Annotated in this window: 11 protein-coding genes and 1 pseudogene; 2 read left to right on the top strand and 10 right to left on the bottom strand. The window is 40.4% G+C overall.

Annotated elements, in window-relative coordinates:
* Positions 1 to 191: 191 nt before the first annotated feature.
* Positions 192 to 1,915 (top strand): annotated as a pseudogene (locus I7804_RS19235) (IS1634 family transposase).
* Between the two features lie 204 nt (positions 1,916 to 2,119).
* Here the strand turns inward: I7804_RS19235 and dusB are convergent.
* From dusB to argF, 5 genes are all read right to left on the bottom strand, one after another.
* Complete coding sequence (dusB, locus tag I7804_RS02225) at positions 2,120 to 3,112, bottom strand: tRNA dihydrouridine synthase DusB (RefSeq protein ID WP_248404727.1); 993 nt, start codon at positions 3,110 to 3,112, stop codon at positions 2,120 to 2,122.
* 96 nt (positions 3,113 to 3,208) lie between these two features.
* The gene (locus tag I7804_RS19065; RefSeq protein ID WP_331477843.1) at positions 3,209 to 3,802 is read right to left on the bottom strand and encodes a DUF6145 family protein; all 594 of its coding nucleotides are present in this window, start codon (positions 3,800 to 3,802) and stop codon (positions 3,209 to 3,211) included.
* Positions 3,803 to 3,908: 106 nt separating this feature from the next.
* The gene (locus I7804_RS02235) at positions 3,909 to 4,718 is read right to left on the bottom strand and encodes a type III pantothenate kinase (RefSeq protein WP_027204350.1); all 810 of its coding nucleotides are present in this window, start codon (positions 4,716 to 4,718) and stop codon (positions 3,909 to 3,911) included.
* A gap of 107 nt (positions 4,719 to 4,825) precedes the next feature.
* Positions 4,826 to 5,626 (bottom strand): biotin--[acetyl-CoA-carboxylase] ligase, encoded by an 801-nt coding sequence (locus I7804_RS02240; RefSeq protein ID WP_248404729.1) that lies wholly within the window; start codon positions 5,624 to 5,626, stop codon positions 4,826 to 4,828.
* A gap of 193 nt (positions 5,627 to 5,819) precedes the next feature.
* On the bottom strand, positions 5,820 to 6,803 hold the full coding sequence (gene argF / locus I7804_RS02245; RefSeq protein ID WP_248405928.1) for an ornithine carbamoyltransferase: 984 nt from the start codon (positions 6,801 to 6,803) through the stop codon (positions 5,820 to 5,822).
* 342 nt (positions 6,804 to 7,145) lie between these two features.
* Here argF and I7804_RS02250 point away from each other — a divergent pair, with 342 nt between their 5' ends.
* Positions 7,146 to 8,003: an Rgg/GadR/MutR family transcriptional regulator gene (locus I7804_RS02250; protein WP_248404731.1), complete on the top strand. Its 858-nt coding sequence runs from the start codon at positions 7,146 to 7,148 to the stop codon at positions 8,001 to 8,003.
* 332 nt (positions 8,004 to 8,335) lie between these two features.
* Here I7804_RS02250 and I7804_RS02255 read toward each other — a convergent pair whose 3' ends face one another.
* The 5 genes from I7804_RS02255 to I7804_RS02275 all read right to left on the bottom strand — a co-directional run bounded on the left by I7804_RS02255 (position 8,336) and on the right by I7804_RS02275 (position 14,494).
* The gene (locus I7804_RS02255) at positions 8,336 to 10,096 is read right to left on the bottom strand and encodes a sialidase (protein WP_248404733.1); all 1,761 of its coding nucleotides are present in this window, start codon (positions 10,094 to 10,096) and stop codon (positions 8,336 to 8,338) included.
* A 188-nt stretch (positions 10,097 to 10,284) separates the two neighbouring features.
* The gene (locus I7804_RS02260) at positions 10,285 to 11,499 is read right to left on the bottom strand and encodes an MFS transporter (RefSeq protein ID WP_248404735.1); all 1,215 of its coding nucleotides are present in this window, start codon (positions 11,497 to 11,499) and stop codon (positions 10,285 to 10,287) included.
* 278 nt (positions 11,500 to 11,777) lie between these two features.
* Positions 11,778 to 12,710 (bottom strand): SPFH domain-containing protein, encoded by a 933-nt coding sequence (locus I7804_RS02265; RefSeq protein WP_022753842.1) that lies wholly within the window; start codon positions 12,708 to 12,710, stop codon positions 11,778 to 11,780.
* 11 nt (positions 12,711 to 12,721) lie between these two features.
* Positions 12,722 to 13,168 carry an NfeD family protein gene (locus I7804_RS02270; RefSeq protein WP_248404737.1) on the bottom strand — a complete coding sequence of 149 codons (447 nt, stop codon included), beginning with the start codon at positions 13,166 to 13,168 and terminating at the stop codon, positions 12,722 to 12,724.
* A 306-nt stretch (positions 13,169 to 13,474) separates the two neighbouring features.
* Positions 13,475 to 14,494, bottom strand: coding sequence for an SH3 domain-containing protein (locus tag I7804_RS02275; protein WP_248404738.1), 1,020 nt, complete (start codon positions 14,492 to 14,494; stop codon positions 13,475 to 13,477).
* Positions 14,495 to 14,527: the final 33 nt, after the last annotated feature.

Here is a 14,527-nt window from a genome sequence, read left to right on the forward strand (position 1 = left end):
CATCACTTTGAGCAGCAAAGGAATGGTATCTATTTCAATATTCATCTTTAGGCTCGGTAGTTTGACAGTTCAATAAAATAATAATACCTTACAGACCGCTTAAGGTCTGTATTTTTTATGTCAATTTTATGGTGTTATACTATCGCAATGTATCGCAATGTGTGTTATAATAAGGTGTGGAGGTTTTGCATATGAGAGTGATAACATCTAAATCCAAAAACGCCGAATCATTCTACATTTCTAAAGGGTATATCAATGATAAAGGTATCAACACTTCTACGATTATCAGAAAACTTGGAACCTTACAGGAACTAATAAAAGAACACGGGCCAACAAGAGATGATGTTATGGCATGGGCTAAAGAGGAAGCAAGACTCGAAACACTGAAATATAAAGAAGACCAGCAATCGAAGTCTGTCCAGATAACATTCCATGCCAACAGACAGCTCGATTATAATCAGCAAGTACTTCACCGCGGAGGATACCTATTCCTTCAATACATTTACTATTCCCTGGCATTAGATAAAACCTGCAGAAAACTTAGAGATAAATATAAGTTCAAGTACGATATCAATGCTATTCTTTCGGACATGATTTTCGCAAGAATTCTTGAACCATCAAGTAAAAGATCTTCATTTAAAGTAGCTTCTGAATTCTTAGAAAAGCCAACATATAAACTTCATGATATATACCGCGCATTGATGTTCTTGGAAATGAATGTGAATTCATTCAATCCGAGGTTTATAAAAACAGCCATCTTATTGGCAAAAGAAATGACAAAATCCTCTTCTACGATTGCACTAATTACTACTTTGAGATTGAGCAGGAAGACGGCGATAAGAAATATGGCAAGAGTAAAGAACACCGCCCAAATCCAATCATACAAATGGGTATGTTTATGGACGGTGACGGTATTCCTTTAGCTTTTTCGTTGTTTCCAGGCAATGCCAATGAGCAGACTTCGCTTAAGCCTCTTGAAGAAAAAGTACTGTCTGAATTCGGATGCCAAAAATTCATATATTGTAGTGATGCAGGGCTTGGTTCAGAGAAGATAAGGAACTACAACCACATGGGTGAACGGGCATTTATCGTGACTCAGTCCATCAAGAAGCTTAACGCTGAAGATAAAAAATGGGCATTAGATGGCGAAGGCTTCAAAAGATTATCAGACGATACTCTTGTAGATATATCAAAACTATCTGATGATGATACTGATTTATACTACAAAGAAGAACCCTACACTCCCAAGAAACTCCATCAACGTCTTATAGTCACCTATTCTCCAAAGTTTGCCAAGTATCAGAAAGCAATCCGTGAGTCACAGGTGGAACGTGCGCAGAAACTTATCGATTCTGGTTCAACAAAACGGAACAGGAAAAATCCCAACGATCCGGCACGTTTTATCGGCAAGATTGCTGTAACCGATAGCGGAGAAGCTGCAAACATACATAATTACCTTGATACAGACAAGATTGAACAGGAATCTCTTTACGATGGCATGTATGCTGTTTCAACAGATCTTCTAGATGATCCTGTAAGCGATATATTGAAAGTCAGTGAAGGTCGCTGGGAGATAGAGGAATGTTTCAGGATTATGAAAACAGATTTTGAAGCAAGACCTGTATTTCTTCAGAATGATGTTAGGATTAAAGCACACTTTCTTACTTGTTTTCTTGCTCTAATCATCTATAGATATTTAGAAAAACGCATTGATAGCAGATACACTTGTAATGATATACTCAGCACACTAAAAGAAATGAACTTTGCAGGAATCAAAGAACAAGGCTATATACCAACATATCAGAGAACAAAACTAACCGATAATCTCCATGAAGCCTGCGGTTTCAGAACAGACTTTGAGTTCATCACCAAAAGTCAAATGAAAACAATTCAAAAAAACAGTAAAGGAAGATAGAAATTACTATACTTTAAAACGAAGAAAAAAGTCTCGCTATGCCTCTATATATGAGGGTTACGAGACTTTTTGTTATTCCAAACTGTCAAAGATGGGAATATATTTCAAAACGCAATAGGATTTTTCTTTTTGCCGATAAAACACCATCCCGCGATCAGTCTGGGATTGAATAAGTCCTAAACTATATTCCCTGCATTTTTAAACTTATTCTGCCAAAAAGACGTCCCTGCAAGCCTTCCTTAAACTATCCATATCTTCCATGGCATTGACTGCATCTCTTAGCTTGGCGGAATTGGGATATCCTGTCGTATACCATGAGACATGCTTTCTCATCTCTCTTATGCCGATATACTCGCCCTTGTACTGAAGCTGAAGATCAGCATGACGCATGATCATGTCATATACTTCATGCTTGGAAGGTCTGTCCGGGATAGGGTCACCCTTAAGTCCTGCAGCTATCTCTCTGAATATCCAGGGATTACCTTGAGCAGCTCTTGCTACCATAATGCCATCGCACCCTGTCTCATCTATCATACGCTTGGCAGATTCTGCATCTACAATATCTCCGTTACCTATTACAGGTATACTCAGAGCTTCTTTAACTTTAGCTATAATAGTCCAGTCTGCCTTGCCGCTATAGTACTGCTCCCTGGTTCTTCCATGAACAGCTACTGCATCTGCTCCGCCTTGCTGGGCTGCAAGAGCGCACTCTACAGCGTTGACACTTTTATCGGTAAATCCTTTTCGAATCTTAACAGTTACCGGCCTGTCTGTGGCGCTTTTTACACTTCTTACCAGTTCTTCTATTAAAGATGGACTTTTCATAAGTGCTGAGCCTTCACCGTTAGATACAACCTTGGGAACAGGACATCCCATATTGATATCAAGTATGTCATAAGGACGATCCTTTATCATAGTAACAGCCCTGGCCATAGTATCAGGCTCTGATCCGAAGAGCTGGAGTGATACAGGATGCTCGCCTTCATGGATCTCCATAAGATCTCCGGTCTTTTTGTTCTTATAGGTAATAGCCTTACCGGATACCATCTCCATGCATACAAGCCCTGCACCCTGCTCATGGCACAGCAAACGAAATGGCAGGTCTGATACACCTGCCATAGGGCCTAAGATTATATTATTAGGAATAGTTACATTACCAATCTGTAACTTGTGATAATACTGCATTCTTAACCTCATGTCGCGAGCAAAGCGAGTGACTAATGGTTCAAATTGGTGGAGCTAGCTACACCAATTTGGGTTTGAAAGTGGAACACTTTCAAGCTTTAACCTCCTTTAGTCCTCATCATCCGTTTCATCTTCGTTTAAAAGCTCTGATATATCATGATGGAGCACTATAACCTTGTAATAAGTCTCAAGTGCCCTGAAAAGATCCTGACGCTGTCTTCTGATCTCTCCTATAAGAAGACCGGCGCTGACTTCGTCATATGTAATATCCTCTTCATCAGCATTGGTCTCCATGGTGATAGTTCCGTCTTCTTCAAACTCTATAGTGAAGACACCGCCTGCATTCTGAGTATAAAGTACGCAGATAATGCGTAGTTCCTTCTGAATACTTTCAGGGACCTTTCTAAAAAGAGGATTGAAGTAATATTTTTCCTCATAAGCATTAGCACCACACAGGACGATCCTACCGGTTGATGATACAGAGCCAAGCATTCCGTCCTCGGTCACGATATCAATAGACTGAACCTCTTCACCTGTTTCAGCATTTATTACCTTACCGCTCTCCTTATTGATAATAAGGTGCTGAGGCTTTCTCTTCTTGCCCTCAAGAGTTTCAGAATGAATCTCTTCATCCACCTGATCTGGAGACATTCCTTCAGAATTTACATTATCATCATTTTGTTCAAAATCTTTATTACTCATAACATTCCTCTTTGTATAGAACTTATCAAAAGCCCTATGAACATATCAAAACCTTGTGGCCAAAGTAAAAATAATGCCACTTACCACATCAAATCGATTATCTTTTTTAATTTGCATTATCCTCATAATCGCTTTCTGTAGGTTTTACTTTTCTGTTTTTTTCATATAATATCCTGAGTCCTTCAAGAGTAAGCGCGGGATTGTATACATCTATCTCCGGTATATCATCCACAAGTACTCTTCCAAGTCCGCCTGTTGCTACAACTTTCATATCAGACAGACCTGACTCTTCTTTCATGCGGCTTATTATATACTTGGTCTGACCGATTTGTCCATACATAAGTCCTGCCTGCATGCTGGAGATAGTCTCCTTGGCAAGTATTGATGCAGGTTTCCTGATCTCGATCTCAGGAAGCTTGGCTGTATCCTGCCAAAGAGCCTTGGCAGAGATCCTGATACCTGGAGAGATGACACCTGTGAAGAACTCACCCTTTTCATTGATGATCTCATATGTAGTAGCTGTTCCAAAGTCTATGACCATGACAGGTCCGCCATAAAGCTCAAATCCCGCAACAGCATCAACTATAAGGTCAGGACCGATCTCCTTGGGATTCTCTGTTGTGATCTTGATGCCTGTCTTGATCCCAGGGCCTACTATATAAGGCCTTATTCCTATATACTTGATAAGTGCTGATATGAATGCATGCATCACCTGAGGTACAACACTTGCAACGATTATACCTTCAATGTCCTCTTTGTTAATGCCATTAGCACTTAGCATTGCGATAAGCTGTATTCCATACTCATCAGAAGTGCACGCATTCTGAGACATCATGCGGAAGGTTGCCTTCTGCTCTTTGCCTTCAAAAGCTCCGAATGTAAAATTTGTATTTCCAATATCTACTACAAGAACCAGTTTTTTGTTCATAATGGTCTCCTATACATTTTTTATTTATACTCAATGTTAGCACCTGAGCTGCGTTCTACCCTTAAAGCCTATACTGAAAAGGACTGACATTATAATCATACATATCCGTACAAGCCTCTGACCGAGACTTCGCCTGCATTTATAATAGCCTTATTTCCATCTTCTCTTGCTACAATCAGTTCACCCGTATCAGTTATGCCAAGAGCTGTTCCCTGATACTCACCCTTTGGATCAAGGACTCTGACAGTTTCTCCCTTGTTAAGAAGATGAGCTTCATAGCTATCCTTAAGGGACTTAAGATTCTCATTTTCCAAAAAGAGTTCATAATCTTTCTCAAAAGCGTTCATCACCTTAGCGATAACTTCATTCCTATCATACTCTATACCAGTCTGTGTGAAAAGAGATCCGGCCATGTCCGCTATATCCGGTGCAAAAGTCTCCTGATTGACATTGATGCCCACACCTATAACCACATCACATCTGCCATCATGAAGATACATCTCAGTAAGGATCCCACAAAGCTTATGCTTATCAAGAACTATATCATTGGGCCACTTGATACCTACCTTATGCCCGCATACCTCTTCTATACCCTGAGCAAGGGCAAGTCCCATTACTATAGTAAGTTCAGGTGCCTTGGCAGGCGGAAACTCAGGATGAAGAAGAAGGCTCATTGCTATATTCTTCTCCTTAGGAGTATGCCAGTACCTGCCATTCCTCCCACGTCCCTTAGTCTGCATATCAGCAACTATAAGCGTTCCATGGTCTTCACCCTTTTGCCCGGCCTCTTTGGCATCATCATTGGTCGAACCGGTTTCCTTCTTTACATAAAGATTCTGTCCAGCCCACTTTGTAGTAAGCATAGATCTAATCCTATCTTCTGTCATCTCAAGCATGTTAAAAACCTCTTTTAACTGAAGTACAGGGATGTACTTCTATATCCCTGTTACAGGATGTAACTAGGATATTCTTAGAAGTACACGGATGTACTTCTATATCCCATTAAAATTATACGCAAAAATCCCCTATAAGCAACTTCGCTTATAGGGGATTTTTTTATAATTCTAATAATAGATCACCTACTAAATATCAGATCGTCGCGTACATAACCGCCTTGATAGTGTGCATTCTGTTCTCGGCTTCCTGGAATACCAGTGACTGCTCAGATTCAAACACTTCATCTGTAACTTCCATCTCATCAAGCCCATATTTGTCCTTGATCTTCTGACCCATCTTGGTATTAAGGTCGTGATATGAAGGAAGACAGTGCATAAATACCGCCTTATCACCCGCATTAGCCATAACCTTACTGTTAACAGCATACGGAGATAAGTCCTTGATACGCTCTTCCCATACCTCTTCAGGCTCGCCCATAGATACCCAGATATCAGTTGCGATAACATCTGCGCCCTTAGTAGCGGCCATAACATCTTCTGAGAAGTCGATAACAGCACCTGTTTCTTTTGCAATATCTTTGCATGTATTTATAAGATCTTCTGAAGGAAAATACTTCTTATTAGAAACAGCAGTAAAATGCATACCCATCTTGGCACAAGCAACCATTAGAGAGTTACCAGTATTGTACCTGGCATCCCCAAGATAGCACAGATGTATATCTTTTAGATACCCGAAGTGTTCCCTTATAGTAAGAAGATCTGCCAGCATCTGAGTTGGATGGAATTCATTGGTAAGGCCGTTCCAAACAGGAACCTTGGAGTACTTGGCAAGAGTCTCCACTATCTCCTGATCAAAACCCCTGTATTCTATTCCATCATACATGCTTGCAAGAACCCTCGCTGTATCAGCAATACTCTCTTTATGACCTATCTGAGAACCCGTCGGCTCAAGATAAGTAGAACCCATTCCAAGATCATGGGCTGCCACTTCAAACGAGCACCTTGTACGAGTTGATGTTTTCTCAAAAATAAGAGCAACATTCTTGGTCGGGTATTCATTATGAGGAATACCTTTTTGTTTCTTGTCCTTAAAGTCTGCTGCCAAATCTAATAAATATTCAATCTCCTCGGGAGTAAAATCCAAAAGTTTCAAAAAATCCCTGCCATGTAAGTTAATCTCTGCCATAACCTCTGTTCCTTTCATCTCTAAAAGCCAAATCGTTTGTAAGATATTAAAGATTATAATGCATAATTATACTTTTAACAACCCCTACATGTATATTTATTTACAAAATATGCAAAAGATCACACCTTTGTTTTTCTCATGATCGATCAATTATAAAAACCTGATTTTACGCCGTGTATAATATATTATGAGGTAGGTGTCAAAAGTTACTTTTGACACCATATGACTACCGGATTGTTCCGTTTCTTTGAAACTCAAACTATCCAATCTATAAAAGCTGTAACCTCGAAATCTATTACTATGACCAAAATCACATAAATATAGGAGATTTTTATGAAAAGTCTTTCAGAAATAGGAAGAACCTTTCGTGAACTAAGAATCAATAATCACATAAGCCTTAAACAGGCCTCAGATGAAAACGTGTCCATGTCACAACTGTCTCGTTTTGAAAGAGGGCAGGCAGATCTGTCTATATCAAAATTTATATCGGCCCTTAAAAATATACAGACAGAACCCGGTGAATTCTTCAGCGCTCTTAACGGCCATCAAAAGTCAGAAACAATCGAATTCATGTCCAAATTATCAAAACTTGAGTATGAAAGAGATATAGAAGGATTCAGAAGTTTATATAAAGAACAAAAAGAGAAATATAGCAGCAATCCATCTGTATACCAATACCATTTAAATATGATCCTGGCTCAGAGCTTTATCTGTAAATGTGACAGAAGCATTCCTTTTCCAAAAGAATATGAACGTGAGATTGCAGACTACCTCTTCGTAACAGATGAATGGAATATCTATGAACTGATACTGATCGGCAACATCTACATGTTCATAGACATCCCTCTTCTCCACAAGATGGGCACAGAAGTTTTAACCAAAGTCACAAAAACAGGCGCCAACAAAAACCTCGCAACTATAGTGCTATTAAACATCTTCGAAACCTGTGTCTATAGAAACAGCAAAGACGCCGCCACCTACTATAAAGACAACATACCCGCTCTAATCTCCGATGAAACCAAACTATATGAGCGAAACCTCTACCACTTCTTACTAGGCATGTATACATACAAATGGGAAGATAAAACCAGAGGCAAAGAAATCATGGAAGAAGCAATCAAAATCTACGACTACCTAGGCTGCATCAACCTAGCCCAAAACTATCGCAAGGATATGACCGACTATATTTGATTACTCGAACTTCCCACTTGGACGAACTAGCATCCCAAAAGCCTTTACAGGGATAGGCAGTATATAAATTATTTCCACACTTTTTAATCATTTTATAGAATTCGTGAGCGTGATAGATGGAGATTTTTATTCTGCCAGGGGTCTGCATGTCTGAGCGCAGCGAGTTTCAGACCCCTGAATAAAAAACTACAGATATCATGCCATGAATTCATAAAATGATTAACAGTGTGGAAATGATTTATATACTGCCTATCCCTGTAAAGACTTTGGGGATACTGGTTCGTTCAAGTGGGAAGTTCAATTAAATATCTGAAGCAGCCAAAGGCAGTGGATCATCTCCACTGCCCGTTTTCGTAGTCAAGTATCTTGGATGTCTGACTGGGACTGATGATAGAATCTCCGGCCTCATTAATAACACATTTCATACCGGGGAATCCGTTAAGATAAGCGGTTATGATGTTGTGTACATGCACTCCCTCTATATCCGGAACCTCCATTGCACAGTACATAGGAATAGAATTATCCCTATTGTATAGATATACACCCAGACCTGCCGCATAGAAGGATGTAACATCATCAGAAACCTTGAAGGACGCGTAGCCGAATCTTTTCCCGTCAGGATTAATCCACTGCTTTTTGTCAGGAACATCATAAGGAACCTCACTTTGATACATGATGCAGGTTCCGCCGTTACCGTTCCACAGCGTCTGATATCCGTTAAAGTGCTCCACCATAAGAGCATACATAGTGACATTGTCGCCGTTTATGATGATACCGTTCTCGCAGGTATTACGATCCCAGCCAACATTGTCACCATGATCAGCTCTCCATACCCATAGATTGTCACCCACTGTATTATCAAGATCTATAGTGATGCATGCCTTAGTCTTACAAGGTCTGTCTGATGGAATACCGCCGACTCTAAAGTACATATCGCATAGAAGGGACGGCTTGGCACCATCTTTTTGGCCAAGATGAACTAGGTTATCAGATTCACTTATACCTGCATCTACAAGAAGTCCTGCAAGTATCAGATCATCAGCATTATCCGATACAATGCATTCGTTTCCATTTGCGGATCTAAGCGTTGCAAGGCCCATTCCAAGAAGGATAGTCCCTGAGTTTTTAATATTAATAGCCTTATCAAGTTTATATATTCCAGGAGTGAAAATAATACTTTTGCCCTCAGAAAGAGCCTTGTTTATGGTATCTGCATTATCTGTTTTTTCTTTTGCAATATAAAAATCACTAATAGGAAGGACCTTGCCCTCATTAGTATCCTTCTCCCAGCCATAAGATGCGCTGTCGTTCTTCCAATCAGGCACATAGACTCCAAAGCCGTCCTTGTCATCATATACAAGGAATGGCTTTTCTCTAACCACTTTTGTAGTATCTACTACGGTATAAGCAGCTTCAGGCCACGTCTTATCCGGCACTCCAGATGCATTGTCACCAGCCATTACAATGTTCCAGTTCTGACCTGTCCATCCTTTATAGCTGTTATTCCTAGACAGCCACTGCTGCTGACTTCCGGAATCCACTATCCCTTCAATCCTGGAATCTGCAAGAAATCCTCCGCTTGCCCAGCCGTATTCATCATGAAGAGTAAGGTTCCCATCTACCTGAACTCTTCTCATACCAGTTGCCTGAGACACAGCCCACACTACATCTGACGTGATCTCAACATTCTCAATGCTTCGCCAGAAATTACAAGTTGCGTTGTGATTAGAAGGGTCATCCGAAAGCCACCTTGCATAAGTATTGATAGCAGATATCTTAGTATCTGTAGGAAGCATGCCAAGTCCTGCTATCTGAGTATAGAAACCTGCACTTGTAGATACCTCATAGGATCCGGGCATAAAATATATGGCATAGCGCGCATTATCAAACTGCGCTGTCTCCTGCTTTTCATATATCTTATCAAGAGTTTCCTGCACTTTAGACATATCATCTTCCGGAGAAAAAATATAAACGTTATCTCCAAAGATGTCTGTGTGGAAATCTTTAATCTTAACTTTACTTTTTCCGCATCCAACAGCAATCCCAATAAGTGCCACAAGTCCTATAAATAACAAGTATCTCTTTTTTATCATGAGTGCATTCTCCCCTGCATACAGCTTTACTATTTTTATATAAAGAATATAGAAAATGCTCACTCCAAAAAAGGTTTCATTTTATACTATGGTGTTCTTTTTATTACAAATCAAACTCCCCCATACTAAGAATTTCATATATTTGCAGACTTCCTGCTTAGACGGTGCAGTTTATTATATCTTCGCCATTATCCATTTCTTCTTTCGATAGCCTTCAATATGAAAATGCTCATAAGTGATAAGATCACTATGCCGCCTCCGACTATTGCAAAGCTTCCCACACTCTTAGCATCTACAAAAGCAGAAAAAGAAAATGATCCTACAGGCATGAACAAGACTGCTACAGTGAAGATGATGCTGAACACCCTCCCAAGGAAGTTCTCGTCAACTGATACCTGAACATGTGACATGAATATAATATTGAAAACTGTTAGTGATATACCAAATATCGCAAAAGGGATAAGGCACAGATACATATTCTGTAAAGGTGCTATTATTGGTTCAGCCAGCATAGCAATACCCGTGCCTGACAAAAACAGTATCATAATATAGACATTATCCTTAAATCTGTCAGCAGCTTTAGAGATAACTATAGATCCAAGTATCCCTCCGGCAGCTTCCATAGCAAGCGCTTTACTATAGAAGTTATCAAAGACCCCCTTATACATCACATCCGTATATGGCAGTAGCAGATTGTATCCTGCCAGGAAGAAATTAACAAGAGCTGATAGTATCACCAAAAAGAAGATCTGCTTCTTGCTTACAAGATACTTTATTCCTTCGATTATATCTGTAAAAACATTATTACTGCTCTTACCTTTGGACAGCGCATCCGTAACTCTTACAAGACAGCATTCAAGAAGTGCTGATACCAAAAATGTCATAGCATCAAACAAAAGAGCTCCCCTTGTTCCTATAACAGCTACAAGCCCTACACTTAGTATTGGGCCTGTAATACCTATGATCTCGCTTCCTGCATGAGCTATAGAATTAAAAAAGCCTATACGATCTTTGTAGATCATCTCCCTTACAAGAGATTTATAAGTTGGTGAATTAAAGGCATATACAAGGGCAAGAAGCGCATTGGCAGCTATTATAGCCATAGCCATCCTGCCGGAATCAACCAAAAAGCTAAGGACAAAGCATATAAGAGCCGCCAGTAAATCCGTTATTACGACAAGCCTTTTTCTATTGCCATTGTCAGCCTTAACTCCGCCCACAAGATTGAATATGATCTGGATTATCGTTTCTGAGCTTTGATATAAGGCCAGTACTATAGGCTTTCCGGCAAAAAAGCTTACGATGCTTATACTATTAGCATAGTCAAATACAATATTTCCAAATTTTGAAGTCCAGCTGCCCAGCCAGAGAAGTGCTTCATTCTTTTTTATTCCCTTTTCCATAATAAAAAACCTCCGTCCGCTTGATTTATACTGAATATATCATCAAGGGACCGGAAGATTTCTATATTTGCATATATGCAAATTATTCCATTTCTGCCTCGTACTTCTATCATTATCATAAAATATATCCTTACTACTACCGGGCAGATTCTATATTCCCCTTAAGAAACCGGCAACATAATTAGCACAAAAAAGGGTTTCAAGCCTAAGCCTGAAACCCTTTATACAATAGATCAATATTTAACTGATAATGGAATGATACTTACATCAATGTCAGATCATTTCTTGGAATCATCCTTAACGATCTCTTTGAAAGAGGTTGCAAGTCCTGCAAGACCCTGGATTTCTGAAGGGATGATGATCTTGGTAGCATTGCCGTTGGCAGCCTTTTCAAAAGCCTCCAAAGACTTGATAGTAAGAACTGACTCGTCAGCTCCTGCCTCTTTGATCATACGGATACCTTCTGCATTAGCAGCCTGTACGGCACGGATAGCCTGAGCGCGACCTTCTGCTTCGCGGATCTCTTTCTCCTTCTGAGCTTCAGCTGCAAGGATTGTAGCCTGCTTCTTAGCTTCAGCTTCAAGGATCTGTGATTCCTTCTTACCTTCTGCTACAAGGACTGTTGACTTCTTCTCACCTTCTGCACGGAGGATAGCTTCACGTCTTTCACGCTCTGCTTTCATCTGCTTCTCCATCGCATCTCTTATTGCAACAGGAGGGTTGATGTTCTTAAGCTCTACTCTTGTAACCTTGATGCCCCAAGGATCTGTAGCAATATCAAGAAGTGATCTCATCTGAGTATTGATAGTCTCACGGCTTGTAAGTGTCTGGTCGAGTTCCATATCACCGATGATGTTACGAAGTGTTGTAGCTGTGAGAGTCTCAATAGCCATGATCGGATTCTCTACGCGATATGTATAAAGCTTAGGATCTGTGATCATGAAGAATACTACTGAGTCGATCTGCATTGTAACATTATCCTTAGTGATAACGGGCTGAGGTGGGAAGTCACACACCTGCTCTTTTAAGTTGACTCTCTTGGCAACTCTTTCGAAGAAAGGTACAAGGAAATGAATTCCGGCCTTCCAGGTACATTTGTAAGTACCAAGGTTCTCAATTACATATTCATAAGACTGTGGAACGATCTTAAAGCATGATGCTAAAAGAATTACGATGATGATTAAAATAATAGCGATTACTATTCCTGTCATAGTTCTCCTCCTTAATTTGTGTTTACTTTTTCTACTATAAGTTTTACACCGTCAATAGCTTTTATTATAACAGTTTGTCCGGCGGATATCTTAACTTCGTCAAAAGATGATCTTGCAGACCAGTCCATACCTTCAACATTGACCTGGCCTAATCCTTGCTGATTGTCTATATCAGATGTTACTCTTGCACGCTTGCCTACAAGGCTTCCTGCATTGGTCTCAACCGTCTTATTACCAAAATGCTCTTTGGCGATAGGTCTTATCACTGCCATGATAAGAGCTGATACGATTGCAAAAGCAACTACCTGAGCAAATATCGGAACTCCTATCTGAGCCATAACAGCTGCAACAAGGCACCCAAAGGCAAACCAGATGCTGACAAGAGATGCTGTTGCCGCTTCAACTATGATACATACAAGAAGCAGTACCAGCCAGACAACAACCATATTTATCTCCATGCAAAACTCCTTTCTCCCAAAAGACAGCTTCAGGAATCTCTCTGTTTTCTATAGTATACCCTAAACTGTACTTATGATAAATATATAACAAGTCAGTTTTAGCATATTCTAATTTGCTCTTTTCGCACATTAGATATCTAAAATATACAATCAATCCAAATAGTAGACTATGTCAAATGCTTATATACTAAAGCTACCTGGATTGGCCTGCATACAAGTGAGAGTTATATAAAAACTCCCCTGCCATCATCTTAGCAGGAGAGCCATGATCCGTCGCTTATGTAGCATCCGGATAAATATTTAGTTTTACCAGAATACATGATCCTGTATTACGTAACCACCGTCGTGGTGACCTACACGCTTAAAATGGGTAGCTCCACCTACGGTAGTCTCACCGTTGATAGCAGCCTGCGCTGCCTGCATACAGCTATCGCTTATCTTGCCGCTATTATAGACCTCAGCCACTTTGCCGTTAAGGGCAGGTGTGAACTGGCCTGAAGCGTAGATAACATCATATATTGTATTAGGATATGCAGCACTCTTGACGCGGTTCATAACAACTGCTCCGACGCCTACCTTGCCATCATATGGCTGGTTGCCTGCTTCGCACTGAATAAGTGCAGCAAGGAGCTTAACTTCATCGCCATCTGCCTGTACAGCTTCACGCTGACGTGTCATCTCGGCCTTCTTGGCTTCCTCTTCACGAAGCTTGATAGCAGCAAGAGTCTCTCCGGCATCAAGTCTGAAATCCGTAGTTACATATTTAGCCTGTACATAGCCTTCTTCATCGTCGTATTCAACGCTGATCCAGCCATTTCCAAGATCTTCGATTATATCCAGCTGATCGCCCTTTGTTATAACTCCAAGAGAATCTGAAGAAGTAGTTGCCTCACTTCTTACATAAAGAGCATTGGTAGTTACAGTTATGACTTCACTTCCAACTTCAGAAGCAAGCTCTTTAGCATCCTCTCCAAAGAGAAGATAATCATCATCTGCCCATCCTACCAGATCACCTGATTCTATTTTAGTCCATCCGTCCTTCTGTTCCAGAATGCGTCCGCCACAGTCCTTATAAAGTACTCCGGCTTTCTCCGCACTATCGCTCGGTTCGGTTCTGACATTTAGTGTCTTACTGACATTGGCCATGACCAGATCTGAGCTGTACCCTGCGACATATGATGTACCTGCACCATCTGTCTTCTCTGCGTTCTCCTGAATAGCTTGTGCTGATTCCTGCGCTTTTTCAATTTCATCCTGATCATCCTCATCGGATGCACCAATCACAGAAGCTACACCAACCCCACCGGCCTTTGCTGTTATTCCCAAATCGGGTGTGAGCATTAAAGCTGACAACAAAAG

It is taken from the genome of Butyrivibrio fibrisolvens (assembly GCF_023206215.1).
GTDB lineage: Bacteria > Bacillota > Clostridia > Lachnospirales > Lachnospiraceae > Butyrivibrio > Butyrivibrio fibrisolvens_C.